This is a genomic window from Streptococcus sanguinis (assembly GCF_050220005.1).
GTDB lineage: Bacteria > Bacillota > Bacilli > Lactobacillales > Streptococcaceae > Streptococcus > Streptococcus sanguinis_Z.
The window spans coordinates 2,116,357-2,142,793 of record NZ_CP071413.1 but is presented as its reverse complement, the minus strand read 5'-3'; the positions used below and the strand labels follow the sequence as shown (position 1 = coordinate 2,142,793).

Sequence of the window (26,437 nt, the reverse complement as noted above, 5' to 3'; positions counted from 1 at the left end):
TTTCTAAACTGAACCCGCCCTAAACACTGTGCCAAATGTTAAAGTTCTCATAGACACAAACGTCGTCAGAGAATTTCCTATTTTGGCTTTGTGTTTTACGGGCTTGGTATTTTAATGATGGATACTTGGCAGGAATTAACGATTGAAGTGAAGCGGGAGGCGGAGGAAGCGGCCTCGAATATTCTGATCGAGCTGGGCAGTCAGGGGGTGGCTATCGATGACAGCGCAGATTATCTGGGGCAGGTCGACCAGTATGGTGAGCTTTTTCCAGAAGTTGAGCAGAGCGAGCGAGTCAAGATTACTGGCTACTATCCGGATTCTGTGGATATAGAGGCCATTGCGGCCCAGGTCAATGAGCGTCTGGCAGAGCTGGATGGCTTTGGCTTGGAGACGGGAGATATTCAGCTGACTCGCCAGGAACTGGCTGAGGAAGACTGGGCGGACAATTGGAAGAAATACTTTGAGCCGGCTCGGATCACCCACGACTTGACCATTGTGCCGTCCTGGACGGACTATGAGGCGACAGCTGGTGAGAAGATTATCAAGCTGGATCCTGGCATGGCCTTTGGTACGGGCACTCACCCGACGACCAAGATGAGCCTCTTTGCGCTGGAGCAGGTCTTGCGAGGCGGAGAAACGGTGTTGGATATGGGCACAGGCAGCGGCGTCCTCTCCATTGCTAGCTCTCTCTTAGGCGCTAAGGACATCTACGCTTATGATTTGGACGAGGTGGCGGTGCGCGTGGCGCAGGAGAATATCGAGCTCAATCCAGGTATGGAGAACATCCATGTGGCGCCGGGGGATCTTCTTCGAGGTGTAGAAATCGAGGCGGATGTCATTGTTGCCAATATCTTGGCCGATATTCTTGTCCATCTGACTGAGGATGCCTATCGTTTGGTCAAGGATGAGGGTTATCTGATTATGAGTGGAATCATTTCTGAGAAGTGGGAAATGGTGCGCAAGTCAGCAGAAGTAGCAGGATTTTTCCTGGAAACGCATATGATTCAGGGCGAATGGAATGCCTGTGTCTTTAAGAAAACGCAGGACATTTCAGGCGTGATAGGTGGTTAGATGCAGCAGTATTTTATAAAAGGAAGTCCTCAGTCCCCTCTGGTGGTCACGGATAAGGATACGGCCAAACATATGTTTTCAGTCATGCGGCTTAAAGCGGGCGACCAAGTCACACTAGTCTTTGATGATGGCATAAAACGGCTGGCTCAGGTGTTAGACTCCGGCCATCAGAGCTTGGAAATCTTGGAGGAGCTGGCAGACAATACAGAGTTGCCGGTTCAAGTGACCATTGCTTCAGGCTTTCCCAAGGGGGATAAGTTGGAATTTATCACTCAAAAGGCAACGGAACTAGGAGCCTGTGCTCTCTGGGCCTTTCCAGCGGACTGGTCGGTGGCCAAGTGGGATGGTAAAAAGCTGGCCAAAAAGAGCGAAAAACTAGAGAAAATTGCTCAGGGAGCAGCAGAGCAGAGTAAGCGTAATCTGATTCCGGAGGTTCGGCTCTTTGATAAAAAGGCAGATTTTCAGGCAGCCTTGGCAGACTTTGACCACATCATCGTGGCCTATGAAGAATCGGCCAAAGAAGGAGAATCTGCAGCACTAGTCCGAGCTCTGTCAGGCTTGGGAGTCGGCGCAAAAGTCCTCTTTATCTTCGGACCGGAGGGCGGTCTATCGCCAGAGGAAATAGTAGCCTTCGGCCAAGCAGGCGCTGTGTCAGCAGGTCTAGGTCCACGTATCCTGCGGGCTGAAACCGCTCCGCTTTATGCCTTGACAGCAGTCAGTGTTTTGTCGGAATTGAACCAATAGTTGAGAGTCAGTGGTCAACCAATATAAGATTAGATAGGAGGCGGAATATGTATACATATATGGGTGAAGTTTTTCGGGAAATACGCCAGGGACGGAATATTTCTTTAAAAAATGCGACTGGCGATGCTTTTTCCTACTCTATGTTAAGTCGCTTTGAAAATGGGGAATCCGATATCTCTGCTGCAAAATTACTGGTTGCTTTAGAGAATATTCACATGGAGTTGGAAGAATTTGTTTATTTGGTCCGTGGTTTTCAACCTACCTCCTACACTATACTGCAAAAGCAGCTTTGGGAGGCACACGACCAGCAGAATATGAGCAAGCTGGAAAAGATGTATCAGGACCAGATTGTTAAGTATCACCAGTCTCCTCAGAAAGTGGCTTACTTCCTGAATGCCTTGCTGATTAAGGCTCACATGATTCTCTTTGATGAAAGGGTGGAAATAACGGAAGAAGAAAGTGGCTTTCTATCCGATTATTTATTTTCAGTTGAAATCTGGGGAGAGTATGAGCTGAGGTTGTTTTCTGAAATGTCGGTTCTGCTCCCGCTTGACTTATACTATAGATATACCAGAGAAATGCTGGTAAAAACAAGCCATTTGAAGGACTTGACATCTAATAGAAATTATATTCATACTATTTTGTTGAATGGATTTTTTAAGGCGATTGATAAAAACAATCGATCCAAGGCAGCCTATTTTGATAAGCAGATTCAAGATTCCTTCTTTGGGGAAAATGAAGCTTATTTCCGTATCATCTATTTGTTCGCTTCGGGCCAGTTCGACTATATATCTGGGAAGAAAAGTCAAGGAAAAGAAAAAATGGAAGATGCTATCCGTACTCTGAAGTTGCTGAACTGCAACTACAGCGCGGACTACTATACTAAGAATAGGGATAACTGGCTAAAAAAGTTTGAATAAATGCAAAGAGCAAATAAACTTTAAAAATTTTTTATTACAGTAATTACTAGAATATAGCGAGGTAGGAGCTTTCTGTCTCGTTTTTTATTGCGTAAATAATTTTAGGATATGTAGTTTGAAAATATGAAAATTTTAAGTTGAGGTTTTGATATTAAGGTATACTAGTGTCAACAAATAGCAAAGGAGGAAAATGTAATGACACGGTTCATGCAAGAAGCTAACAAACATGCAGCACCACAAAAAGAAGTTGTTGCTACTTATAAATGTCCCATTACAGCTTAACCAGAGAAGTAATAAAGTATAGTGGTGCAGTTAACAAAAGTTAAATGCTCAAACTTGTAACTATTAAAATATTAGTAAGGTTGGGTTTAGGGCGAAAATAGTTTGATTCTATGAGGTTATAACACTTATAAGATGATAGTTTTGAAAGAGTTTACTAGTTTAAATGATTATTTTTACTGTTTCATTTTAAAAAAATTAAAAACCATTTTCTTTCTAGCCCCATGTTTATTAAGGAGATTAGGAGCTAAAAGATTGAGTTAAATATTAAAATTTACGACCACTGCTACGTTTTCTAGTAGTGGTTGTTCCTATATTAAGTATTAAGGAGAAAACATGGATAAGCCAATTATCACAAAATTTTGCCTTGAAGAAAATGATATTTTAAAAAAAAATAAGTTTGAAAAAGAGATAGGAAAATATATTGAAAAGCATGTTGATAGTACTTTGACTAAGATAAACAACTGTTCGTTTATTCAAGTATCAAACAGAAAGGGATAAACATGAAAAATACTGACTTTGAATATTGTAATATTGATAAATATAATGTCCCTGAATTTGGTTTTAAAATCCATATTTCTGCGACAATTGAAAACTATTCGGAGTTGTTTTTGCTTCTCTATCCATATTTATGTAAAGAGGGAGTTGTTTTTAAATACTTAAAAAATCAATCAATTATTGAATATAATTTTTCTGACAGAGAGTCTCCTGCAGAATCTGGAAAATTCATTACTATATATCCTCGAGATGATAAACATTGTAAAAAGATACTAGAAAATTTATACTCAGTAATTCCTAAGAAAGCAGAGGGGATTTATATTCTTAGTGATAGAAATTTTAAAGATTCTAATGTTATTTTTTATCGCTATGGTTGTTTAGAGGTTAACAAAGACAATTTAGAAGATGGGTTCCCAACTTTATATGGTCCGAATGGAGAAAAATGGCAAGATTATCAAAAAACGTACTTTGATTTGCCTAGTTGGATTGAGGATCTTCAGGAACATCAAGAATTTAATCAATCATATTTGTCAGAAAATTATCAAGTGATTAAATTACTTAAACAAGGTAATGGGGGGAATGTTTATTTGGCTCAGAATAAATCAAATGATAAAGAAGTTGTTATAAAAGAAAGCAAACCTCATATCTTATGTTTTGGAAAAATAAAAAGGCAAGAATTAAGAAAGAATGAATGGATAGTGTCTGGGGAAGCTAAGCAAATGTCTCCTCGTAGGATAGAAAAGGTGAGAGAATGGATAAATAATTATTATATTTATGAGTATATAGACGGAATTAATCTATCAGAGTTCTGTGACCAACATTCATTATTTTCTTATAGAAATAAGTCGCTCTTAGAAAACTATGAGAAATTCAAAAAGCTAATGAAGTGTTTTGGTAGTTTGTTAGAAACAGTTGCTGCTTTCCATACAAACGATATTGTTATGAATGACATTCATCCAGATAATTTTATCATAGATTATAATTATAAAATTACATTTATTGATTTAGAAAATTCATATGTTTATGGAGATGATCCGCTTACGGGTATCTATAGTGTAATCTCTTTAAAAGAATGGAATAAAGTTGATGGGAAAAAAGCTGATTGCCATAAATTAGGAAGAATGCTACTTTATTTACTAGGAAGACTGCAAAATAAATGTGAGGAGCAAAGATTTTCTAATATAGATAAATTGCTTCTTCACAAAGGAATAAAATCAAATATCTCTAAATTAATTAAGTATTTAAATGATGATTCAGTTGATATTTATAAAGCATTGGATATTTTTAAGGAAATTTACTGTTGTGAGAATACAGATGTAACATTTTCTCTAAATACTTCCAACATTGAGTTGCTAGAGGAAAAAAATTCTTTCTTAGATTGTATAGCTATAAAAAATAATAGATTTGACAAATATAATATTGCTCTAAAGGATAATGGTAAACTATTTGAGTTGCTTAAGCATGAAAAAGGTTTGGGATTGAATGGAGCAGCAGGAGCATTATTATATCTCAATTCGAAAATATCTGATTCAGCACTTATTGATCAAGGAATTGATTATATTATTAGTAACTTAGTGAATTTAGATGGTGCAAGAGGAGTAAAAATTTCAGAATATTGTATTTCTCCTTATTTGATTGATGGAACAGCTGGAATTATACAGATGTTGCTTAGAATTAACCCTGTTAAATATATTGATTTAGCAGAAGAATTATCTCCTATTCTTTTTTTTGAATTTGCACAATTTGTAGATTTTTGTAGGGGGATGTTAGGTATATCTGATACACTTCTAAAATTATTTCATTATACTGATAATGTTAAGTATTTAGATGCTGCTCGGGAGCTAATAATTAGCAGTGCTATTTTATCAGAAACAGATTCTAAACGAAAAAAAGAAATTGCATATGTAATTAGCAAATATAAACAAGAATTATTAAAAGCGAATCAAGTAATTTGAAAGGAATCAAAATATGAAAATTTTTCTTCGGCATAGTTTATACAGAGCTTTGACTATCTCTAGGCTGTTGAATTCCTTAGGCTCATATATTTATAACCTAGTCTTTGTCATCTATGCGGCGAGCCTTCCTTATAGCAATTTGGCAGTTTTTATAGCAAACATGATTACGATGGTTCCAACGGTTTTTACTTTCTGGATTGGAGTCCGGGCAGACCAGTCAGTCAGAAAAGGCCGGACGATGATAGTAGTGGGAGTAATCCAGGCTGTTCTCTTCAGTTTGGTCGCTTTTATGATTCAAAATCAAACCTTTCTGGCTTTTTCAGTCATTTGTCTTATTAATATCGTTACAGATGTTCTGAGTGATTATGCGTCTGGCTTGAGAATGCCTATTCTTCAGCATAATTTAGACAAGGATGATTTATTTGAGGCCTATTCATTTACTCAATTTGTCTCGTATCTGTCAAGTATCCTTGGTCAATCCTTTGGCGTCTGGCTGTTGACGGTTTCTGATAATAACTTTCCCCTGGTTGCTGCTATCAATGCCTTGTCTTTTCTCTTATCTTCCCTGGTTCTTTTAAGGCATCGTCGTGCCTTGACCCACAAAGAGGTTCTTCCAGTGACGGAAAAGAATTCGCTATGGAAAAATTTCAAAAAAACCTACCAAGAAATGGAACTTGTCTTCAAAAATTCTGGCAATTCTTCATTTGTGGGCATACTGCTCTCTATTTTGGCTCTTAATTCTTTGGGCGGATCCATAGGCGCCATCTATAACTTCTACTTTTTGCATAGGGCGGGGATACTTGGCCTAGGCTATGGTCAGTCGCTGCTTATTGTGGAAATCATCTTATTAGTCGGAGCTATTTTGGGCAGTTTGACACCCAATGATTATTTTTCAAAGCAGTCACTGTCTTTTCTGCTGATTATGAATAGTACTTCTTTTTTATTAACAGCTCTATCAAATCTTTTGGGACTGAATCCTTTTATTGGGCTGTCTTTTCTGGCTTTTTCGGCTTACATTATGGGAAAATCTGCTCCGAAATTGGATGCCTTGATTATGGAAAAGCTTCCGGCAGATATGCTAGCACAGGGTAATAACTTTCTGGGCTTGCTTTTTACTCTTTCTATTCCCTTAGGAACTTTCGGATTTTCTTCATTAGCTCTCTATCATATGTCGGCCTGCTGGATGGTATTTGTCCTAGTTTCTATTTTATCTCTTTACCTTACGGTGAGCGATTTTAAAAAAGGGTAAAATTTTTATGAATCAATAAAAGCCCGGAGAATTGGAGTTCACTGGGCTTTGAAATCTAGAAGGGGGTGGGATGCTTTGTCTGTTTAGAATTATGTCAGCTTTTATATTTACCAGAGATAACACGAAAGGATTGTTGAGCTTCAATAGTCTGGGAGCCTGTTGGAGGGTGAGGATAAAGCAAACGCAGTTTGCGTCAATGATTCGCCCCAAAAATCTTCCTGATTTCTAAAATAGTCCGCTAGACTAGATATCACAAACGTCGTTTGCAGAGCCTCGCTACCTAAGGAAAGCAAAAAAGAATAAGATAAGTTTCCGAACAAGTTTATTAAATATTGCAGAAGCACTTTCTCTAGGGAAGTGTTTTTTAATACATTATGAAAAGCACCTGCTTCTGTATCAGGTGCTTTGTGAACGAGGAGGTTAGCTGCTTTCTAGCTTTCTTCTTTTAAAGAAAGCAGCTGTCCCAGCGAGAAACAGGCCTAGCAGGCTGAAGCTATTGTTTTTTTCTCCGGTTTCTGGGAGGCTTTCTGCTCCTGCCTGTCTGTGGAACGCTTGCTTGTTTGTGCTAGGGTCAACAGCAGTCAAGACAGGGAAGTCTACTCTGCTATGCTGCAGGTTGGCTGCTTCGACTGCGATAGTCGGAGAGATTGACTGTTCGATAGGCACCGGTTCAGTTTTCGGTGCGACGTAGACGAATTTGTATTCGCCGAATCCTTCTTGGGCAGAAGCTGCTAGATAGACGATGTCTCCGTCAGTACCAATCAAGTTCTTGGCCTTGTCAGCTGTCAGGAAGCGCAGGTCCAGTCCCTTGATGGTATCAGCGAAATGCCAGTTCTGATCTGCACTTGGATTGATATTTTTGACAGCCAAGATATAGTTGATGATAGCTTGGCGGTTTTCCAGATTGAGCAGACGGTTGAGGCTGGCTTCTCGAACACCTGGGAAGTTACCATTAGACCGGTAGTTGTTGGTCACGACGATAAATTCCTGATTGGGGTCAATCTCTTTGCCTTGGTATTTCAGATTACGGACCCGGCTGGCATTTGGGTTGGCCAGTTTGCCTTCGCGGTCGTATTTGTTCGGCTGGGTAATGTCAAACTCATAGGTAACACCGTCGATAACATCAAAGTTATAAGTCCGGTAGTCAGTATTGACCAGATTTTGCGGTTGGTTATTATTTGGGTCAATGGTATTGAATTGACCAGCTGACATTTCCAACCATTCTTTGAGTTGGACACCGTTGACCTTGAGGATAGCTGTGACATTATCATAGAGATAGAGGTCTGCTACGTTCTTGATGGCAATAGGACCAGCTGGAATGTCTGTGTAGGCCGTTGCATCCCCACGAGTTCCTGCCTTGAAAGGAGCTGCTGCAGATAGGATAGGAAGATTGGCTTCAGGCGTGCCAGCCAGTTCTTGCTTAGCATACCAAAGCTGAGCATTATTGACGATTTGCACAGATGGATCGTCTTTGACCAGAGAGAAGTAGCTTGTAATCGGTGCAGTTGTAGTGCCGACTTGCTGGCGGACATAGATAATAGTCCCTTGGTGGGATTCTTTGGCAATGTCAATGACGCGCTGATCTGCTACATTAGACTTGGTATCTACTTTGCGGATGGAGCCCTTGCTGTCAGTGACTTTCCATTTGCCGTCGGTATAGTTCAGCTTGAGGTCAATGACGCCCAGATGGTCGCCGTATTTTCCAGCCATGGTTACTGGAGTACCGTTGATTTTCCCGTTGACACCGTCTACGCCAGGGTATTTTTCGTAGAAGCCAGTTCCGTTTCCACTTGGAAATTCTGCGTGGGAGTGGCCCGTTACGACAGCATCCACACCTGGCAGGCTAGCGATTTGATAACCTTCATTTTCCTCGCCTTTTTCATACTTGTCATCTCCGATACCAGAGTGAGAAAGCACCAAAGTGATGTCTGCACCAGCCTTGCGCATCTCAGGAATGATGTCTCGAATGGCCTCAACAGAATCGCGAACGACCACTTTTCCTTCTAGGTTTGCCTTATCCCAGTTGAGAATCTGCGGCGGTACAATCCCAGTCACACCAATCTTGACGGTCGTCAAGCGTCCCTGAGTATCCGTAAAGGTCTTTTCGATGATTTTGTAAGGCTGATAGATGAATTTACCAGTCGCTGGATCCAGCACATTGGCATTGACAATAGGCAAGCCAGCTGTCTCAATCACGCGGTTCAGATAGTCCAGGCCGTAGTTGAACTCATGATTGCCTAGCGTACCAGCTTCAAAGCCCAGAGCTTGTAAGGCAGCGTACATAGGGTGCTGTTCGCCCTTCTCCACAGGATCCACAATGGCCTTATAGGTTCCCAGCGGCGTTCCTTGGATGGTATCGCCATTGTCAACCAAGAGGACGTTAGGATTTTCTTTCTTGGCCTTCTCAATCAGCACGGCTGTTTTAGCCAGTCCCAAGGTCTCCACCGGCTTGTCCTGATAGTAGTCGTAGTTGACTAAGTTGGTATGGAGGTCGGTCGTTGCCAAGATACGAAGATCGACAGTCTGTCCCTCCACGGGTTTCGTATCCTCAGTAGCCGCTACATTGCGAGCCATAGCCATCAGAGCATCAGCGTTCCCACTGGCATTTTCTGGAGAAATAGCAGAGTTAGGCTCTGTGCTCTCTGGTGTCGCAGTAGCTTCAGTAGGACTTGCAGCAGTCGTTGGTTTTGCTTCCGCTGCGCTGCTTTCTACTGGAGCAGGATTAGCAGTGACTGGTGCAGTATTCTCATCAGCTTGAACAGCATTTACAGCTGCCGCAAGAGCCGCTGCACTCAAAAGCACAACCGTTTTTTGAAGGGATGATTTAGACATAATATCTCCTTTGTTAAAATGAATTTCAGACTTATATTATACTATATTAAAGCGCTATCATCAAGAGAAGATCATAAATTAAAACTTAATAAAATTGACTGGAAGCTTCATAAGTTGCAAATATGAGAATATAAACTAAAACAGAATGCTCCAAGATTTACCACTATTGTATCCGTTTTCGTATTTTGGTATAATAGTGGTGAGCTCACTTGGGTAAGTCGGAAAGGAAAATAAAACGGAAAAAAATCAGGCTGCCTAAGCTGGGAAGCGTATCTGCATTTTTTGCCTGATAAGGAGAGGAGGTTCGCCATGACTATGTCTGCCTTATTTGAGTTATTTGTCGCCCTTTTAGGTGTGGCATCTACTTGCTACCTTGTCTACGCTTATTGTCAATTTATCAAGGAAGAAGTTCTTCACTTTCTTCACCACAGCCCGCCCGTTTAAGGCGGGTTTTTATATGAACCGTCTTCTAGGTTTTCATATTGGGCTAAAAGTGATAAAATAGTAGGCAGGAATTGGAGAGACGAGATGCCAAAAGAAGTGAATTTGACGGGCGATCAGGTATTGGCCCTTACGAGAAAATATCTGGCTACGGAGGATGTGGCCTTTATACAGAAAGCTCTGATCTATGCGATTGACTGTCACAGTGGGCAGTTCCGTAGGTCAGGTGAGCCTTATATTGTGCATCCTATTCAGGTGGCAGGGATTTTGGCCAAGCTCAAGCTGGACGCAGTAACGGTCGCCTGCGGCTTCCTGCATGATGTGGTTGAGGATACCCGTGCGACGCTGGATGATTTGGAAAGAGAGTTTGGGACGGATGTCCGCGTGATTGTGGATGGGGTTACCAAGCTGGGTAAGGTCAAGTACAAATCCCATGAGGAGCAGTTGGCGGAAAACCATCGCAAGATGCTGATGGCCATGTCGGAGGATATTCGGGTTATTTTGGTCAAACTGGCAGACCGTCTCCACAATATGCGGACGCTCAAGCATCTGCGCAAGGATAAGCAGGAGCGGATTTCCCGAGAAACAATGGAAATCTACGCCCCCTTGGCTCATCGCCTGGGGATTTCCAGTGTCAAGTGGGAGCTGGAAGATTTGTCTTTCCGTTATCTCAATGAAGTGGAATTTTACAAAATTTCCCACATGATGAAGGAGAAGCGTCGGGAGCGTGAAGAACTGGTAGAAGAGGTGGTTCAGAAGATTGAGACCTATGCTGGCGAGCGCAATCTGCACGGTAAGATTTATGGCCGGCCCAAGCATATCTACTCGATCTATCGCAAGATGCAGGACAAGAAGAAGCGTTTTGATGAGATTTATGATCTGATTGCTATTCGCTGTATCTTGGATACTCAAAGTGATGTTTATGCCATGCTGGGCTACATTCATGAGCTTTGGCGGCCGATGCCTGGGCGGTTCAAGGATTATATTGCCAATCGCAAGGCCAATGGTTACCAGTCCATCCATACGACCGTTTATGGCCCCAAAGGTCCGATTGAGTTTCAGATTCGGACCAAGGAAATGCATGAGGTCGCTGAGTATGGGGTTGCGGCCCACTGGGCTTATAAGAAAGGCGTCAAGGGCCAGGTAGACAGCAGAGAATCAGCTATCGGGATGAACTGGATTAAGGAGCTGATGGAGCTGCAGGATCAGTCTAATGATGCCAAGGACTTCGTTGATTCGGTCAAGGAGAGCTATCTAGCTGAGGAAATTTACGTCTTCACACCGGACGGAGCAGTGCGATCTCTGCCTAAGGACTCGGGTCCCATTGACTTTGCCTATGAGATCCATACCAAGGTCGGTGAGAAAGCCACAGGAGCCAAGGTCAATGGCCGCATGGTGCCCCTGACAACCAAGCTCAGGACAGGTGATCAGGTGGAAATCATCACCAACGCTAACTCCTTCGGACCGAGCCGCGACTGGCTCAATATTGTCAAGACCAGCAAGGCCAGAAATAAAATCCGCCAGTTCTTTAAAAATCAAGACAAGGAGCTGTCTATCTCCAAAGGGCGGGAGCTCTTGCAGGCTCAATTCCAGGAGCATGGCTATGTAGCCAATAAGTACATGGACAAGAAGCACATGGAAGAAGTGCTGCAGAAGACCAGTTATAAGACTGAAGAGGCGCTTTTTGCGGCGATTGGCTTCGGTGAGATTGGTGCCATTAGTATTTTCAATCGTCTGACAGAAAAAGAGCGCCGTGAGGAAGAGCGGGCCAAGGCCAGAGCAGAAGCGGAGGAATTGGTCAAGGGCGGCGAAGTCAAGGTCGAAAACAAAAAAGACACCCTCAAGGTTAAGCACGAAGGCGGTGTGGTTATTCAGGGGGCGTCTGGTCTCCTCATCCGGATTGCCAAATGCTGTAATCCTGTACCAGGTGATGATATTGTCGGCTATATTACCAAAGGACGCGGTGTAGCCATTCACCGGCAGGACTGCATGAATCTCAAGGCCCAGGAAAATTACGAGCAGCGGCTGATTGATGTGGAATGGGAAGACAACAATACGACCAAAGAGTACACGGCACACATTGATATTTACGGTCTCAACCGCTCTGGTCTCCTCAACGATGTGTTGCAGGTTCTGTCTAATACCACCAAAAACATTTCAACAGTTAATGCTCAGCCGACCAAGGATATGAAATTTGCCAATATCCACGTTTCTTTTGGTATTGCTAATCTGTCCATGCTGACGACGGTGGTAGATAAGATAAAGAGCGTGCCGGAGGTCTACTCGGTCAAGCGGACCAATGGTTGATCCATTTCGGAAATCATTATCTAGCTGTAAGTTACCCTTGGTGATTTGCTTAAATCAAAGGAAAAGATATGAAAATAGTGATTCAGCGCGTGAAACGTGCTCAGGTCAGCATTGACCAGCAGCTGCACAACAGTATTGGACAAGGTCTCCTGCTCCTAGTAGGCGTAGGGCCTGACGATAGTCAAGAGGATATGGATTATGCAGTCAGGAAGATTGTCAATATGCGGATTTTTTCTGATGCTGAGGGCAAGATGAACCTATCTATCAAGGACATTGCTGGAGAGATTTTGTCAATTTCCCAGTTCACCCTGCATGCAGATACCAAAAAGGGTAATCGGCCAGCCTTTGTCAAGGCTGCTCCGCCAGAGATGGCTAGCAATTTTTATGATGCCTTCAATTTTGCCTTGCAGCAGGAAGTGCCGACTCAGACGGGGATTTTTGGAGCAGACATGCGGGTAGAGCTAATCAATGATGGTCCAGTGACCATTATCTTGGATACGAAGAATCGCTGATAAGAAGCATGAAAAGGAGTTTGAACACTAGTGTTCAAACTCCTAATTTTTTTGCTTCTGTAGCAATGAATAGATAGTTTCCGACAACATTACTAAAAATCGCCAATAATTTCTTGAGGAATGATTTCTTTGATGGTCGTCACTAGCTGATTGATAAGCTTTATGGCTTCAGCGGGCTCAGTGTAGAGTTTTTGAAAATAGGTCTGTATATTTTCTTCGAAATGCTGAGGCAATAGCGAGCAGTTTGTTTTTGCAAACTCCAGCATTCTCTTTTCTCCAGGGTGCGTCTGTTCGTTTAGAGCGAAGAGCAAGTCAAAATAGGAAGCAAAAAATTCACTGCTGCGGTGATTGATGCTGAGCAAGTCCTGACGCTTGAGCGCTTTTTCTATTTGTTTGGAGAAAGCTGGCATGGCTTGATCGAGTAAGAGGAGCTGCTTCTTAATAATATTCTTTTTCAGCTCAGCTGGATAAGGTAGTCTGTACTTGTTCTGAAGTGTCTCGTAGCGACCATTTCGGTCGTAGATGATTTTGCTGTGAAGCAGATTGTGCCACATACAGGTAGTATAGGCATTCTGAGCTTGGTGATCTAGGACGACAGTCTGCAGATCTTTATCAAAGCTATCCAGTGTACGGTAAATGAGCTCAATTTCGATCTTGTTCTTTAACACACAGTCATCCTCTAGTTCCCAAAACTGATTGCCAATTTCCATGTAGGAGCAGTACTTGCTGAGGATATCGCGTCGAGTCGTGGGAGCAATGGAACCTGTCAAGTAGATATAAACATCATAGTCTGAGTCTTTGTCAAAATGCTGTCCAGTACGAGAGCCACCGAGAACAATAGCTTCCACTTGATCTAGCTGGGCAAATTCTTTAAAAAGTTCTTGTGGCATAATTTTTCCTTACTGATTTTTGACATCATTTTAGCAAAATGTAAGCGTGTTGGCAAGAAGGGAAAAACAGCTTTTGGCATGGTACTGAGCTTGAAAAATTGAGACTCCGAGGGGGATGAAGTGGATAAGCAGGAGCTGGGAGTATTTGACTAAAAAGAAAATCATCTAGGATAGATAGGCTGAAAATTTGACTTTGTGTGATAAAATTTTAGGACTTTTTTCTTTCTTTAATGCATTGTCAGTTTTCTATTTTTTAAACTCAACGCCTTATTTTTATCTGCAACTTTTCTTAGATTTTTGAGATAGATCTTTAAAGAGTTTTTGAGCATCATTTAGTCCAAAAATGATGAGCATAGCAAACAAGTGGAAGTGGCGATAATCCTTGATTGTTTATGTTTATGATTTCTTTCATTCTTTAGAAATATTTTAGAATTACTTTATAAATTCTTGAAGTTTGTCTTGTATAATCATATTAAAGAAAAGAAAGGAGTCTCTTATCATGGAAAATCTAGTTCAACAGATGCTGAATGCTCTGATTCAAATTGCTTTGTTTGCTTTTCTTCCTTTTGTTTGGTGGTTGATAAGTGCTAGAAGAAAAAGTCCATTTTTAGAATGGCTTGGCTTAAAACCACTAAAAGATGCTGGCAGCCGAAAGATCTGGCTGTGGATTTTGTTGGGTTCGCTATCTTTCTTGCTTCTTTCGTTTTTGCTAGTATATCCTGCTGTAAAAAATCTAGATACAGCGACTTCGAATTTCTCAGGCCTCGGCTTCCAAGCCTTGCCAGCTGTTCTGATTTATGGTATTTTTCAAACTTCTCTGTCGGAAGAACTGTTATTCAGAGGTTTTCTTTTAAAGAGATTGGCTAGCCGCTTATCCTTTGTAGTGGCCAACACCATACAAGCTGCTCTTTTTGGTCTGCTCCATGGCTTGATGTTTATAACAGTGCTCTCTTGGCAGCAAACCCTGCTCATCATTTTGTGTACGGGTGGTATCGCGGCCTATATGGGCTTTGTCAATGAAAAGAAATCTGATGGCTCCATTTTAGCCAGCTGGATCATACATGCTTTAGTAAATGTGATTACGGGTAGTTTATCAGCTTTTATGCTGATTTAATAAATCGATAATTTCACTTAAAATCAAAAAGTTCCGATTTTCCTTGAGAATCGGAACTTTAGATTTAATGACAGGTGAGCAAGGTTTAGGTGTAAGTCAAACGAAGCTGCTTTTACTGATTTGCAGGGCTGTCCAGTTTCATTTGCTCAAAAACATAAAGGAAGAAGTCTTTCGAAACTTCGAAATGTCCATATCTTATCTGAGAAGCATATTGGCGCCACTGAGGATGTTGTCGGACTTGGTCAATGGGGCAGTCTTTGACAGGCTGGTAGTAGCTGACATCTCGCCGAAATGGGACGAAGCCTTCAAACATCTTTACTTGGTAAGCTGTGTCATCTAGAATCTTGCCAACTGCTGTAAAGGCCTGCAGTTTTTCCTGACTATTCAGCTGATACTTGGGGCTGTAGTACAGAAGATAGTCCCCCTTTTTCATTCGGTTCAGCGGTGCTTTCTTACCATGGCAGACTTGGCAAAATCCACCTTCTACACCTCTTAGTACATGTTCTTTTGATACGACACCAATCCAAAATCTAGTCATTTTCTGCCTCCAGTTTGATTAAGAGTTGGTTTAATGTTTCTGTATTATTTCCTAATTTTCCAAAGAACGCCTGATCAATACCTTCTACCAGAGGAAGGGCTTGGTTAACCTTTTGCAGCCCCGTATCCGTTAGGAGTATGATGTTGGCACGGCTGTCCTTGGGATGGACTTCCCGCATGATCAAACCTTTCTTGACCAAGAGGCGGATGATTTGGGATACGGTCATAACATCCATGTCAGAAAATTGGGCAATATCGGTCTGACTAACCCATTCTTGCTGACACAGGAGTGCAGCAAGAGTGGTCAGAACGACAAACTGGGGATGGGTCAAATCAATCGTTCTCAGTTTGTTTTTTATCAGCCCATGCCACTTATGGTAGGCGCGGATAAAGAGCAGACCGGTTGATTTTTTGTATTCATCCTTGTAGATGGAGTTAAACTGCGATTTTTCCATTAGCTTTCCCTCTAGATTTTTATAAGTATACTTATTATATTCCGACATCTTATTTTTGTCAATAAAAACCCAGTTTAGACTAAAAAGTCCGAACTGGGTTCTGTTTATAGTTTTTCCACATAAATCTGCTGGGCAATCATAGGATTGATTTGGATTTCTTGAGTTTCTGTCTTAAGAAGATAGGCCTGAGCGAAAGAATCGTATTGGATGAAAGTGATGGTTTGGCCGATTTGCAGGTTGTATTTTTCCAAGTATTTGAGCAAGTCAAAGTCGTCATGCACCCGTTTGATGATATAGTCGCCAGGGGCAGAGGCCTCTTCCAGAGTCAGTTGGTTTTCTTCGTCCAGAAGCTCACCCTTGGCTGGGATAGTGCCTCCGTGAGGACAGGTCTTGGGGTACTGGAGCATGGCATCTAGACGCTCAACGAAGCGCTCAGAAACAGTATGCTCTAGGACTTCGGCTTCCTCATGGATTTCATCAGTCGAGTAGCCGAGATGGTTGACCAGAAAGACTTCAATCAGCCGGTGCTTGCGGTAGAGGTCAGAAACTAGCCTTAGCCCCAAATCAGTCAGCAGGTAGCCGGCTTTTTTATCCTTGACCAGAAGTTCTTCCGCCAGCATTTTTTTCATCATTTCCGTCACAGCTGGAGGTGAAACCTGCATGAGCTGGGCGATTTCTTTATTGGTGATTTTTTTGTGGCGGCTGCCAATCTCATAGATACACTTGAGATAGTCTTCTTTATTTGGGGTCATCTTGCATCCTCGCTGAACTTTCTATCATTAGTATAACAAAAATCGCTGCAAGAATACAGTGTCTAAGCCTTTCTTTGATGTTTAGATTTTCTTCATTGTGATGGTCGCTGGGGTGGCAGGAAGTATGGTCCTTACAGCGTGGATGCGACAGGATGCGTGCCGACAACGCTAGCCATGGTTATTTCTGGGATTACTGGGACAGAAGTGCTTCCGACAACTGTTGCGGATTACCTATATAACCATACCAATGAATTTAATAAAGGTGGATTTGGTACTAGCAGCCGTGGTATTGTCCGAGCTGCCCAGCACTGGGATTTGACGACTGAGACCCTGTTTACAGCTTCCGCAGTCAAAGAAGTGCTTTCGCAGGGGCATCATGTCCTAGGTGCCGTTGGTACTAGCATCTTTGCCCATTATCCAGTAACTCATGAGCTGGTTCTTAAAGGCTATGACAATGGAAAAACCTATGTCCGTGACCCTTATAATGCAGCTAATAATGGCTGGTATCCAGTAGACTATCTCTTTGGAGTCAAGAGCGTAGATCCGACGGATAATACAGAAGGATCCCCCTTTATTGCCATCGAAGGATAAGAAATTCGAGAATAAGAAGACCGCTCGTTGCTTGACGGGCGGTTTTCTGCATTCTATGACTAATATGTTTGTAATCTGTTAAGACTTTATCCTTGGCAAGGTCAGTAAGCGTAAAATTCATTATACAATTATAGCTAGACACACAGTTTTTTTGGAAGCGATTGAGACGAGATTCTATTTTTGGACATATTTGCGATAAAAGTTCTCAAAAAAACATGTAAATAGTTTGACAAACAAAGCTTTTCTCATTATACTATTAACATATCAGGAGGAAAACCATGAAAAAAATCCCAAAACATGTCATTCTAGGTGCAGCAGTTCTTGCTAGTACTGGCATTGCTCACACTGTAGCTGCAGATACAACTCCAGTGGATGCAAATGCCCCTGCAAACCAAGATAAGGCTCTATCTGCAAGCCCAGAAGCTCTTAAACAGCAAACTGAGCAGGTTAATCAAGCCCAAGCGGCTGTTGACCAAGCCAAAGAACAGGTTGCGGCAGCTGAGACTAAGGTTGAAACAGCTAAGAAAGATAATGCTGATACAAGTGCACAAAAAATTGCCGAAGCTCAAGCAGCTGTGACAGAAGCTGAGAAGAAAGTTGCTCCAGCAGAAAACGCGGCCAAGCAAGCCCAAGCAGCTCTTGATACAGCTAAAAAAGTAGAAAACACACAGGCAGCTGTAGCTCAGGATGCTCAAGCTCAAGCAGCTAAGGCACAAAACGAGACTCAAGCTGCTCAGGATGCTGTGAATGCAGCCCAAAAAGCTGTGGATAGCAAACTGGTGAGTGAAAAGGTAACGAAGGCAAAGGATGAGCTTGACAAGGCTAAAAACCACTTAGCTTCTTACGAAGATCAGTTGAAGACAGCTGAAGCTGAAGATGCGAAACGCCAAGCAGTGATTGATCAAGCCCAGGCAGATATCAAAGCAGCTCAAGCAGAAATCAAGGAAAAAGAAGCGAAACTTTCTTCCCAGGACCAAGTACACAATACCTTTACCCTATCGCAAGATTACATCAGGGCAGCAAGAACTATTGATAAAAAAGGATCGGGCCAGTTAACTCCTGAAGCGAAAGAAATGCTTGCAAAAGAAGCAGCGATTCTAAAATCAAGTAATAACTTCATTAGCAGTCAAAAGGATGCTCAACGTATAGTAGATATTAATGATATTCCTAAAGAGATCCTTTTGGAAATTAACTACTATGCTCAAGATTTAATCAACCAAATCCGTAAGCAAGTAGGCAATGCTCCTGTAACATTAACGCAAAATAGTATGGATTATGCGGCGGCCCTAAGCCAAGCAGCCCGTGAGCAAAAATATAGAGCCCAAGCAAAAGATCCTATAACTTCACAAGTGAATGTTCCAAAAGATGTGGTTGCTAAATTTGGGCTTGATCAGTTTGGATATAGAGTTACTGGTTTAAATGAGCTTGGTTTTTATCCTACGTTGGCCAGTCAAGAAAAAGTGTCCGTTGATTATTTGAAGAAGACTATCTATGACAATATTAAATTCCAATTATTTGACCTTGGAGATAGCTTTAGAGACCCCATTAGAACAACAATCTATGCTCAAAAAATAGTTGGCAGCCTAGATAGGCAGAAAAAGGGAGATTATGTAGCTGTTAACTTTAGCAACAACGGCATTATTAACCGAATTAACTTCCTTCTCTTCGCGAATAATGACGGTGATATTCAGGACCCTTCCAAAATAACACCAGCCTTAATCAATCCAAATGCCAATAATCAAGAGGCAGACGCTGCTCGTAAAGATTTGGCGGCTTCGCAAGCTAAGTTGGACGCTGCTCAACGTACGCTAACAAATGCTCAGAACAAGCAGGAGAAAGCCCCATTACTGCGTGAGGTTGTGAAAACTGCTAAGGACAAGTTGGCCAAGGCGGAACGTACTTACCAAGCTGAACTCGAAAATAGCAAGAATTCGGCTTCTGAAGAAACCAAGGCTAAACTTGCGGTTTTAGATAAAGCTCAAGCAAGCTTGAAAGAAAAAGAAGCAGCCCAAGCAAGTGCGCAAAAAACAGCTGAGGGAGCTAATGCCAAGCTTGCCGAATTGAAAGCAGCTACAGCGACCGCTCAAGAAAAGGCAACTGCTGCGGCTACAGCTCTGGAAGAGGCTCAACGTGCTGTTCAAGCTGCTAAAGACTATGTTACTCGCTTGCAAAACGCCCCTGCTCTTCTAAAAGAAGCAGAAGCGTCTCTCAATGATGCTAAAGCAAACTTGGCAAGTAAGGAAGAAACCTATAGAGTCGAAAATGCCAAACTTGAAGCTTTGAAAGCAGCTCTTGCAGCCCTTGAGACAGACGACCCAACCAACCTCGTTTCTAAGAATGAGCGAAAGGTTCTGAAAGTCACTACAACAGGAGTGAAGAACGGAAAGAAACCAGTTCAGACCTATCAGGCTCCAGCAGCTCTTCCAAAAACAGGATCTGCTGAATCTTCTCTAGCGCTTGCAGGATTGGGATTGCTCTCTATGCTGGGACTGGCTTTTGCAAAACGTCGTAAAGCTTAAGAGCATTTATTGATAAAATCGAATTCTAGATGAATTGTAGCAAAATCAAAGTTGGAACAGCTCATTTAAACAAAACTCATACTGAGAGAGGACCAGTTTGGTCTTCTCTTTATTTATTGAGTGATTTGTTAAGAACATCTTTATTGTTAATAGTCCAAGGATTCATATTTTGTTCTTTGCTATCATGTGAGTTTGTGATAAAATCTAATTGTTCTATGTGGATTAGATTTTTTATTATAACCTCTACAGTTTTGAACTACTAGAGCTAAAAGAAAGGAGGGGAGTCATGTATCCGAAAGAAGAAAAAGAGCAGCTTTTTCAGCAATTGCAATCAATCGGTTGGTCTCAGTCAGCGTTGGAACGAGTTTTTGCAGGGTTAAATAACGAGCAAGGAAAAACAGTGTCAGAAGAAGGAGATTACCTGCAGGAGGCTCAGCTTTTTGGCAGTCCCTTCTTTCAAGAGCTCTGGCAGGCTGAGGCGGCTCAGAACAGCAGGTTAGTAGCTCAGGAGCTGCTGGTTCTGGCTATGAGTCTTGTTAATATGCCTGAGGAGTTGAGCGGAGATAAGAGAGAGACAAATCTTCTACTAGCTCGAATTGCTCCTGACCTTGCCCCTCATGACCGCTTTTGGAAGATTTTTTCAAGCACCTTACGACAGGCTTTTCCGGCAGATGATTTCAGCCAAAAGGATGGTAATCAAAAGCTCAAAAGGCAGCTGCATCAGTTTCGCTATGTCATTTCTTGTCAGCAGGCTCAGTGGGTTCGGGACCATTTCAGAGAGGTGGGGATGACGGATGCGGAGGCCTTGGCAGCTTATTTCAAGGCCGACCCCGGACTTCCCTACAGTTTCAAGGAATCCTCTCGCTTGCATAATAAAGCCTATATTGATAAGAGGTCAGAGCAAGCTATCTATCCGGATGGTCAAGTTAGTCAGGCCAATATAAAAATCCTGATTGATTTTCATACAGAGTTTATTCTGGATCAGAGAGGTCGCTTTCTCAATATTATCGATCCAGAGGGTGCTAGTCAAAATGGTATTGTGAATAGCGCCAGCTTTAACTACGGTGAACGCAATCGTCCGGTCAATCAGGCTTCTCATACCCGCTATGACGTCAAAACACCTGCAGTCTGGGATCCTCGCTTTCGCAGGCTTGCCATTGAAAATAGCGACCGCAAGTTCAAGTCACCTCAGAATAATCGTGGTCCGCTGGGCTATCGTTCGGCTAAGAGCCCTTATGCTCGAAAGGGGCGGAGTGCTTATAAACAGGCAAAGGCAGAGATTGCTCAATTCAAGAAATTGCTGAATCGACCATCCTTTCTCTTGCGTTCCTGGGCTTGCTTCCGTCAGTTTTGGCAGAAGTTTTTCGCACAAAAAAATACGGACTAGCAAATCCGTATTTTTATCTTTTACAAACTCTTAACTGCAGCAATCGCTGCTTCAAAGTCTGGCTCGGTATTGATATTGTCTACATACTCAGCGTAGGTCACAGTGTTGTTTTCGTCCAAAACTAGAACTGCGCGAGCCAAAAGGTGCCATTCATTGATAAGGACAGCATAGTCGCGACCGAAAGAATGATCGAAGTAGTCAGAGAGCATGACAGCATTCTCAATGCCTTCAGCAGCACACCACTTGCCTTGAGCAAAAGGCAAATCAACTGAAACCGTGATAACAACGGTATTGTCCAAGTCAGAGAGCTCTTGGTTGAAACGGCGAGTCTGAGTCGAGCAGACACCAGTATCGATAGATGGGATGATGCTCAGGACTTTCTTTTTGCCAGCAAAGTCAGCCAGAGTTTTCTTTGAAAGATCAGTAGCTGTCAGGCTAAAATCGTGGGCGGTGTCGCCGACTTGCAGTTGTTTTCCAGTAAAGGTTACAGGATTTCCGAGAAAAGTTGTCATAGGAAGTCTCCATTCATGTTTGATAGCTTCATTGTACAGCGAATAGTGATTTTTTTCGAATAATTTGACCGGAAATTTGAGATCGACTCCATGTGAAGTTCGTTCTCCATAAATAAAGAGGTTAGGATTTTGTCTTCCTAACCTTTTATCGTTATTTTGCCAATCCTTCAGAAATTTTATCCAGATTGTATTTCATCATGCTGTAGTAGCTGTCACCCTCTTCCCCTTCATCAGCGATTGAGTCAGTGAAGATTTTAGCGTGGATTGGGATGTTTGTGTCTTTAGAAACAGTCTTCATCGGACGGTCGTCCACACTTGATTCGACAAAGAGAGATGGCACTTTGGTCTCGCGTAGTTTTTCAACTAAGCTCTTGATTTGGTCTGGAGTTCCTTCTTCTTCGGTGTTGATTTCCCAGATGTAGGCTGATGGCACATTGTAGGCCTTAGAGAAGTACTTGAAGCAGCCTTCACTGGTCACAATCATTTTCTTTTCCTCTGGAATATTGTTGAATTTCTCCTTGGCTTCCTTGTCCAAAGCAGTCAATTTTTCCACATAAGCTTTGAGATTTTTCTCGTAAGTGGCCTTATTGTCAGGGTCTTTTTCGATCAAACGCTTGGCAATATTTTGCGCATAGATGATACCGTTTTCCAAATTGAGCCAAGCATGAGGGTCTTCCTTACCCTTTTCACTTTGACCTTCAAGGTAAATGACGTCAACGCCATCGCTTACAGCATAGTAGTCCTTGTTTTCTTCCTTATTGGCATTTTTGACCAACTTGGTAAACCAAGCATTACCGCCAGTTTCCAGATTGATACCGTTGTAGAAGATGAGATCCGCTTGAGAAGTCTTTTTGACATCTTCAGGCAGGGGCTCATATTCATGGGGATCTTTGCCGACTGGTACAATGCTGTGCAGATCAATCTTATCGCCAGCTATATTTTTGGTAATATCAGCGATAATTGAGTTGGTCGCAACAACCTTGAGCTTGGACGAGTCACTGGACGCGTTCTTCTGATCGGAGCAGGCAAAGAGAGTGCAGACTGCTAGCAAAAGCAGGGATAAAAAACCTAATTTTTTCATGGGATTCCTCCATTAAATTTTATTTTAGTTTAGGTTGGTTTTTAAGTTTTAAATAGCGTTGCTTAGGGGCAATAAAGAAAGAGATGAGAAAGATGAGGGCCGAGGTCAGGACAATGCTGGATCCTGCAGCGACATTAAAGCTATAGCCGATAAAGAGTCCCAGCACAGAAGCCAGAGCTCCCAAACCCGAGGACAGCAGAATCATAGTTTTCAGACTGTTGGCATAGAGGTAGGCTGTTGCTGCTGGCGTTATCAAGAGAGCTACAATCAGAATGGTTCCCACGCTCTGCATAGCTGTCACAGAGACCAAGGTCAAGAGAATCATCAGCAGATAGTGGTAGAAGCTAACCGGCATGCCCATGGCTTGAGCTAGCAAGGGGTCAAAGGAAGTAATCAATAGCTGTTTGAAAAAGAGGGTGATGATTAAGAGCACAGCTATTCCGACTCCAATACTAATCCACATATCAATATCCTGAACAGCCAAAATATTCCCAAAGAGAATATGAAAGAGATCAGTGGAGCTATTGGCTACGCCAATCAGGATCACACCCAGAGCCAGGAAGGAAGAAAAGGTAATCCCAATGGCCGTATCGCTTTTGATAATGGAATTGCCCTTGATGTAGGTGATAATAATCGAGGCCAAAAGTCCGAAGGTGATTGCTCCGATAAAGAAATTAACCCCTAAAATATAGGAGAGAGCCACACCGGGCAGAACCGCATGAGAGATAGCGTCCCCCATGAGCGACATGCCGCGCAGAATGATAAAGCAGCCGACAGCCCCAGCAACAATCCCAATGACGATTGCTGTGATGAGGGCATTTTGCAGGAAGTGAAAGTTCCGCAGCCCTTGGAAAAATTCTAAAATCATTCTAGTCACCTCCATTCATAAAGAGCTGGGAGCCGTAAGTCTTTTTCATATTGTCCTTGTTAAAGCTGGTCTCGGTAGGACCAAAGGCAATCAGCTTACGATTGAGCAGGATAACTTGGTCGAAATAATCAACAACCTTGCTCAAGTCATGATGGACAATCAGGATAATCTTGCCTGCGGCTTTGAGACTGCGCAGGGTAGACATAATAATCTCTTCGCTGACAGAGTCAATCCCGACGAAGGGCTCGTCCAAAAAGATACAATCCGCTTCTTGAACCAAGCAGCGAGCAATCAAGACTCGCTGGAATTGACCGCCAGATAGCTGGCTAATCTGGCGCTCAGCCAAGTCTTCTAAACCGACAATTTTCAATGCCTCAGCTACCTTGTCCCAATGGGAATTCTTCAGCCCTTGAAAGAGCTTGAGCTGCGGGTAAAGTCCCAAAGAGACACACTCTTTGACTTTGATAGGAAAATGATAATCAATATTAATCTTTTGCTCTACATAGGCGACGCGCTGGAGAGAGTTCTGCAGCGGTTTTTGATCCAGCAGAGTCTGGCCTTGGTGGTCAATAATCCCTAGCATGCCCTTGAGCAGGGTGGATTTTCCGGCTCCGTTAGGACCGATAATCCCAGTAATGGTTGGCTCCTTAATGGTTAATGAAAGGGGCTCAAGAGCCAGCGTATCCTGATAGCTGACAGTCAAATCTTTAATCGTAATCATCTCATACACCTCCATGAGATTAATATACATTAAAATAAAAATTAAGTCAAGTTAATTTTTAATAAATCTCTAAAATTAATATAAGAAACGTTTGAAAAAATAAGTAGATTTTGATAAGGTTATATCAAAAGCATGAAAGAGAGAAGAAGATGACACGACTACAAGATGATTTCTACGATGCGATTAATGGTGAGTGGGCCAAGACGGCGGTCATTCCTGATGATAAGCCAGTGACGGGCGGCTTCATGGATTTGGCAGATGAGATTGAAGATCTTATGCTCGCCACGACTGACAAATGGTTGGCTGGCGATGGAGTGCCAGAAAATGCAATTCTGCAGAACTTTATTGCTTACCATCGCCTAGCAGCGGATTATGACAAGCGGGAAGCGGCAGGGATTGAGCCTGCGCGTGCTTACATTGATGAGATTCGCAACCTAGCGTCTTTTGAAGAATATGCTTCTAAGATTGCTGATTTTGAACTGGCTGGCAAGCCGACTTATTTCCCCTTTGGTGTGGCACCTGACTTTATGGACGCTCGTATCAATGTCCTCTGGGCAGACGGACCGGGAACAATTTTGCCAGATACGACCTACTATGCGGAGGACCATCCGCAGAAGGCGGATCTTCTTGCAAAATGGCGCAAGGCTCAGGAAGATTTGCTAGCAAAATTTGACTTTGCTGAAGAGGAAATCAAGGATCTTTTGGATAAGGTATTGGAGCTGGATTCTGTTTTTGCTCAGTATGTTCTGTCTAGTGAAGAAAGCTCTGAGTATGCTAAGCTCTATCATCCTTATAAGTGGGACGATTTCAAAGCCTTGGTACCAGAGTTGCCTCTGGCGGATATTTTCACCAAGTTAATCGGTCAAGAACCCGACCAAGTCATTGTGCCGGAAGAGCGTTTTTGGCAGGCAGCTAAGGATATCTATACAGCCGCTAACTGGGATAAACTCCATGCTCTGCTGATTCTCTCTGCAGTTCGTAATACAACCCCTTATCTAACAGATGACATCCGTGTCTTAGCAGGTGCTTATCATCGTGCTCTATCGGGAACTCCTCAGGCTCAGGATAAGAAAAAAGCAGCCTTTTATCTGGCCCAAGGTCCCTTTAATCAAGCTGTTGGTCTCTGGTATGCCGGTCAGAAGTTCTCACCAGAAGCCAAGGCTGATGTGGAGCAGAAAGTGGCAACGATGATTGAAGTTTACAAAAACCGCCTGGCCCAGAATGACTGGCTGACACCAGAAACTCGGGACAAGGCTATTGTCAAACTCAATGTCATCAAGCCTTATATTGGCTATCCTGACGAGCTGCCTGAGCGTTATTCTCGAAAGGTCGTCGATGAAAAGCTGACTCTCTTTGAAAATGCTCAGAAGCTGAGCCAGATTGATATTGCTTACAGCTGGAGCAAGTGGAATCAACCAGTAGATTACAAGGAATGGGGAATGCCAGCCCACATGGTCAATGCCTACTATAATCCGCAGAAAAACCTGATTGTCTTTCCAGCGGCTATCCTGCAGGCTCCTTTCTATGACTTGCACCAGTCCTCGTCAGCTAATTACGGTGGTATCGGAGCGGTCATTGCCCATGAGATTTCTCATGCTTTTGATACCAATGGCGCTTCCTTTGATGAAAATGGCAGCCTCAACAATTGGTGGACGGAGCACGACTATCAAGCCTTTACCGAGCGGACTCAAAAGGTCATTGACCAGTTCGAAGGACAGGATTCCTATGGTGCTAAGGTCAATGGCAAGCTGACCGTTTCAGAAAACGTGGCTGATCTTGGCGGCATTGCAGCAGCCCTAGAAGCAGCCAAGAAAGAAGCGGATTTCTCTGCTGAGGAATTCTTTACTAACTTTGCCCGCATCTGGCGGATGAAGGGACGCGAAGAGTATATGAAGCTTCTGGCAAGCGTTGATGTCCATGCGCCAGCCAAACTTCGGACCAATGTGCAGTTGCCTAACTTTGACGACTTCTTTACAACCTTTGATGTGAAAGAGGGAGATGGCATGTGGCGGAGCCCAGAAGAGCGGGTGGTCATCTGGTGATGCGGAGATAAGAGTACTTATCGAATCCTGCTCAAATCAAAAATAATCGAGTTCGTTTCAATAGTCTGCTTTTGTTTGTGAAAGCAGGCTATTTTGTCAAAGAAAATATAAAGCGTTTACATTTATCTAACCTTGTGCTATACTGTAGTTGATAACAAAA

Annotated in this window: 23 protein-coding genes; 14 read left to right on the top strand and 9 right to left on the bottom strand. The window is 42.7% G+C overall.

Features of this window, described 5'->3' with window-relative positions:
• Window positions 1-117: 117 nt before the first annotated feature.
• The 6 genes from prmA to J1C86_RS10415 all read left to right on the top strand — a co-directional run bounded on the left by prmA (window position 118) and on the right by J1C86_RS10415 (window position 6,716).
• Entirely contained in the window at window positions 118-1,071 is a 954-nt protein-coding gene (prmA, locus tag J1C86_RS10440; protein ID WP_312022654.1) for a 50S ribosomal protein L11 methyltransferase, read from the top strand.
• Window positions 1,072-1,815, top strand: coding sequence for a 16S rRNA (uracil(1498)-N(3))-methyltransferase (locus J1C86_RS10435; protein WP_124765772.1), 744 nt, complete (start codon window positions 1,072-1,074; stop codon window positions 1,813-1,815). It abuts the gene before it with no gap.
• Between the two features lie 47 nt (window positions 1,816-1,862).
• Entirely contained in the window at window positions 1,863-2,735 is an 873-nt protein-coding gene (locus J1C86_RS10430; RefSeq protein ID WP_002927015.1) for an Rgg/GadR/MutR family transcriptional regulator, read from the top strand.
• A gap of 615 nt (window positions 2,736-3,350) precedes the next feature.
• Window positions 3,351-3,515 (top strand): hypothetical protein, encoded by a 165-nt coding sequence (locus tag J1C86_RS10425; RefSeq protein WP_002934554.1) that lies wholly within the window; start codon window positions 3,351-3,353, stop codon window positions 3,513-3,515.
• Window positions 3,516-3,517: 2 nt separating this feature from the next.
• Window positions 3,518-5,467 (top strand): Kae1-associated kinase, encoded by a 1,950-nt coding sequence (locus tag J1C86_RS10420; protein ID WP_002927014.1) that lies wholly within the window; start codon window positions 3,518-3,520, stop codon window positions 5,465-5,467.
• A 13-nt stretch (window positions 5,468-5,480) separates the two neighbouring features.
• Window positions 5,481-6,716 carry a hypothetical protein gene (locus J1C86_RS10415; protein WP_002927012.1) on the top strand — a complete coding sequence of 412 codons (1,236 nt, stop codon included), beginning with the start codon at window positions 5,481-5,483 and terminating at the stop codon, window positions 6,714-6,716.
• A 420-nt stretch (window positions 6,717-7,136) separates the two neighbouring features.
• Here the strand turns inward: J1C86_RS10415 and J1C86_RS10410 are convergent, their stop codons facing one another.
• Window positions 7,137-9,548 (bottom strand): bifunctional 2',3'-cyclic-nucleotide 2'-phosphodiesterase/3'-nucleotidase, encoded by a 2,412-nt coding sequence (locus tag J1C86_RS10410; RefSeq protein WP_125409655.1) that lies wholly within the window; start codon window positions 9,546-9,548, stop codon window positions 7,137-7,139.
• Between the two features lie 315 nt (window positions 9,549-9,863).
• On the opposite strand from J1C86_RS10410, the gene J1C86_RS10405 reads away from it, so the two are divergent.
• The 3 genes from J1C86_RS10405 (at window position 9,864) to dtd (ending at window position 12,808) form a co-directional block, all read left to right on the top strand.
• Window positions 9,864-9,992, top strand: a complete 129-nt coding sequence (locus J1C86_RS10405) for a hypothetical protein (protein WP_260468058.1) — start codon at window positions 9,864-9,866, stop codon at window positions 9,990-9,992.
• Between the two features lie 84 nt (window positions 9,993-10,076).
• Complete coding sequence (locus J1C86_RS10400; protein ID WP_125406331.1) at window positions 10,077-12,296, top strand: RelA/SpoT family protein; 2,220 nt, start codon at window positions 10,077-10,079, stop codon at window positions 12,294-12,296.
• Between the two features lie 68 nt (window positions 12,297-12,364).
• Window positions 12,365-12,808, top strand: coding sequence for a D-aminoacyl-tRNA deacylase (dtd, locus tag J1C86_RS10395; RefSeq protein WP_125406329.1), 444 nt, complete (start codon window positions 12,365-12,367; stop codon window positions 12,806-12,808).
• Between the two features lie 92 nt (window positions 12,809-12,900).
• On the opposite strand, the gene J1C86_RS10390 is transcribed toward dtd, so the two are convergent.
• Window positions 12,901-13,698, bottom strand: a complete 798-nt coding sequence (locus J1C86_RS10390) for a DUF4037 domain-containing protein (RefSeq protein WP_125409653.1) — start codon at window positions 13,696-13,698, stop codon at window positions 12,901-12,903.
• Between the two features lie 499 nt (window positions 13,699-14,197).
• Here J1C86_RS10390 and J1C86_RS10385 point away from each other — a divergent pair, with 499 nt between their 5' ends.
• Complete coding sequence (locus tag J1C86_RS10385) at window positions 14,198-14,812, top strand: CPBP family intramembrane glutamic endopeptidase (protein ID WP_125382134.1); 615 nt, start codon at window positions 14,198-14,200, stop codon at window positions 14,810-14,812.
• 112 nt (window positions 14,813-14,924) lie between these two features.
• On the opposite strand, the gene J1C86_RS10380 is transcribed toward J1C86_RS10385, so the two are convergent.
• The 3 genes from J1C86_RS10380 to J1C86_RS10370 form a co-directional block, all read right to left on the bottom strand.
• Window positions 14,925-15,350 (bottom strand): EVE domain-containing protein, encoded by a 426-nt coding sequence (locus J1C86_RS10380; RefSeq protein WP_125408753.1) that lies wholly within the window; start codon window positions 15,348-15,350, stop codon window positions 14,925-14,927.
• Entirely contained in the window at window positions 15,343-15,804 is a 462-nt protein-coding gene (locus J1C86_RS10375; protein WP_125382131.1) for a MarR family winged helix-turn-helix transcriptional regulator, read from the bottom strand. The genes J1C86_RS10380 and J1C86_RS10375 overlap by 8 nt, the downstream gene beginning before the upstream one ends.
• A 104-nt stretch (window positions 15,805-15,908) precedes the next feature.
• Window positions 15,909-16,556, bottom strand: coding sequence for a metal-dependent transcriptional regulator (locus J1C86_RS10370; RefSeq protein ID WP_002896686.1), 648 nt, complete (start codon window positions 16,554-16,556; stop codon window positions 15,909-15,911).
• Window positions 16,557-16,694: 138 nt separating this feature from the next.
• On the opposite strand from J1C86_RS10370, the gene J1C86_RS10365 reads away from it, so the two are divergent.
• The 3 genes from J1C86_RS10365 (at window position 16,695) to J1C86_RS10355 (ending at window position 21,053) form a co-directional block, all read left to right on the top strand.
• The gene (locus J1C86_RS10365; protein WP_032912548.1) at window positions 16,695-17,147 is read left to right on the top strand and encodes a C39 family peptidase; all 453 of its coding nucleotides are present in this window, start codon (window positions 16,695-16,697) and stop codon (window positions 17,145-17,147) included.
• Window positions 17,148-17,425: 278 nt separating this feature from the next.
• Window positions 17,426-19,666, top strand: coding sequence for an SEC10/PgrA surface exclusion domain-containing protein (locus J1C86_RS10360; RefSeq protein ID WP_002910778.1), 2,241 nt, complete (start codon window positions 17,426-17,428; stop codon window positions 19,664-19,666).
• A 286-nt stretch (window positions 19,667-19,952) separates the two neighbouring features.
• Window positions 19,953-21,053 carry a DUF3114 domain-containing protein gene (locus J1C86_RS10355; RefSeq protein WP_125408754.1) on the top strand — a complete coding sequence of 367 codons (1,101 nt, stop codon included), beginning with the start codon at window positions 19,953-19,955 and terminating at the stop codon, window positions 21,051-21,053.
• Window positions 21,054-21,073: 20 nt separating this feature from the next.
• Here the strand turns inward: J1C86_RS10355 and tpx are convergent, their stop codons facing one another.
• From tpx to J1C86_RS10335, 4 genes are all read right to left on the bottom strand, one after another.
• Window positions 21,074-21,565 (bottom strand): thiol peroxidase, encoded by a 492-nt coding sequence (tpx, locus tag J1C86_RS10350; RefSeq protein ID WP_002896683.1) that lies wholly within the window; start codon window positions 21,563-21,565, stop codon window positions 21,074-21,076.
• 151 nt (window positions 21,566-21,716) lie between these two features.
• Entirely contained in the window at window positions 21,717-22,646 is a 930-nt protein-coding gene (ssaB, locus tag J1C86_RS10345) for a metal ABC transporter substrate-binding lipoprotein/adhesin SsaB (RefSeq protein WP_125408755.1), read from the bottom strand.
• 19 nt (window positions 22,647-22,665) lie between these two features.
• Window positions 22,666-23,514, bottom strand: coding sequence for a metal ABC transporter permease (locus tag J1C86_RS10340; RefSeq protein WP_312022651.1), 849 nt, complete (start codon window positions 23,512-23,514; stop codon window positions 22,666-22,668).
• A 1-nt stretch (window position 23,515) separates the two neighbouring features.
• Window positions 23,516-24,235 (bottom strand): metal ABC transporter ATP-binding protein, encoded by a 720-nt coding sequence (locus J1C86_RS10335; RefSeq protein ID WP_023916769.1) that lies wholly within the window; start codon window positions 24,233-24,235, stop codon window positions 23,516-23,518.
• A 149-nt stretch (window positions 24,236-24,384) separates the two neighbouring features.
• Here J1C86_RS10335 and J1C86_RS10330 point away from each other — a divergent pair, with 149 nt between their 5' ends.
• Window positions 24,385-26,277 (top strand): M13 family metallopeptidase, encoded by a 1,893-nt coding sequence (locus J1C86_RS10330; protein WP_125408757.1) that lies wholly within the window; start codon window positions 24,385-24,387, stop codon window positions 26,275-26,277.
• Window positions 26,278-26,437: the final 160 nt, after the last annotated feature.

What these genes read in the sequence shown, in the direction of transcription:
- J1C86_RS10425 (WP_002934554.1), top strand. Translation starts at nt 3,351, where the DNA reads ATGGATAAGCCAATTATCACAAAATTTTGCCTTGAAGAAAATGATATT.
- J1C86_RS10435 (WP_124765772.1), top strand. Translation starts at nt 1,072, where the DNA reads ATGCAGCAGTATTTTATAAAAGGAAGTCCTCAGTCCCCTCTGGTGGTC.
- J1C86_RS10360 (WP_002910778.1), top strand. Translation starts at nt 17,426, where the DNA reads ATGAAAAAAATCCCAAAACATGTCATTCTAGGTGCAGCAGTTCTTGCT.
- J1C86_RS10375 (WP_125382131.1), bottom strand. Translation starts at nt 15,804, where the DNA reads ATGGAAAAATCGCAGTTTAACTCCATCTACAAGGATGAATACAAAAAA.
- J1C86_RS10370 (WP_002896686.1), bottom strand. Translation starts at nt 16,556, where the DNA reads ATGACCCCAAATAAAGAAGACTATCTCAAGTGTATCTATGAGATTGGC.
- J1C86_RS10420 (WP_002927014.1), top strand. Translation starts at nt 3,518, where the DNA reads ATGAAAAATACTGACTTTGAATATTGTAATATTGATAAATATAATGTC.
- J1C86_RS10335 (WP_023916769.1), bottom strand. Translation starts at nt 24,235, where the DNA reads ATGATTACGATTAAAGATTTGACTGTCAGCTATCAGGATACGCTGGCT.
- J1C86_RS10430 (WP_002927015.1), top strand. Translation starts at nt 1,863, where the DNA reads ATGTATACATATATGGGTGAAGTTTTTCGGGAAATACGCCAGGGACGG.
- J1C86_RS10380 (WP_125408753.1), bottom strand. Translation starts at nt 15,350, where the DNA reads ATGACTAGATTTTGGATTGGTGTCGTATCAAAAGAACATGTACTAAGA.
- J1C86_RS10385 (WP_125382134.1), top strand. Translation starts at nt 14,198, where the DNA reads ATGGAAAATCTAGTTCAACAGATGCTGAATGCTCTGATTCAAATTGCT.
- ssaB (WP_125408755.1), bottom strand. Translation starts at nt 22,646, where the DNA reads ATGAAAAAATTAGGTTTTTTATCCCTGCTTTTGCTAGCAGTCTGCACT.
- J1C86_RS10400 (WP_125406331.1), top strand. Translation starts at nt 10,077, where the DNA reads ATGCCAAAAGAAGTGAATTTGACGGGCGATCAGGTATTGGCCCTTACG.
- dtd (WP_125406329.1), top strand. Translation starts at nt 12,365, where the DNA reads ATGAAAATAGTGATTCAGCGCGTGAAACGTGCTCAGGTCAGCATTGAC.
- tpx (WP_002896683.1), bottom strand. Translation starts at nt 21,565, where the DNA reads ATGACAACTTTTCTCGGAAATCCTGTAACCTTTACTGGAAAACAACTG.
- J1C86_RS10415 (WP_002927012.1), top strand. Translation starts at nt 5,481, where the DNA reads ATGAAAATTTTTCTTCGGCATAGTTTATACAGAGCTTTGACTATCTCT.
- J1C86_RS10390 (WP_125409653.1), bottom strand. Translation starts at nt 13,698, where the DNA reads ATGCCACAAGAACTTTTTAAAGAATTTGCCCAGCTAGATCAAGTGGAA.
- J1C86_RS10330 (WP_125408757.1), top strand. Translation starts at nt 24,385, where the DNA reads ATGACACGACTACAAGATGATTTCTACGATGCGATTAATGGTGAGTGG.
- J1C86_RS10355 (WP_125408754.1), top strand. Translation starts at nt 19,953, where the DNA reads ATGTATCCGAAAGAAGAAAAAGAGCAGCTTTTTCAGCAATTGCAATCA.
- J1C86_RS10405 (WP_260468058.1), top strand. Translation starts at nt 9,864, where the DNA reads ATGTCTGCCTTATTTGAGTTATTTGTCGCCCTTTTAGGTGTGGCATCT.
- J1C86_RS10410 (WP_125409655.1), bottom strand. Translation starts at nt 9,548, where the DNA reads ATGTCTAAATCATCCCTTCAAAAAACGGTTGTGCTTTTGAGTGCAGCG.
- prmA (WP_312022654.1), top strand. Translation starts at nt 118, where the DNA reads ATGGATACTTGGCAGGAATTAACGATTGAAGTGAAGCGGGAGGCGGAG.
- J1C86_RS10340 (WP_312022651.1), bottom strand. Translation starts at nt 23,514, where the DNA reads ATGATTTTAGAATTTTTCCAAGGGCTGCGGAACTTTCACTTCCTGCAA.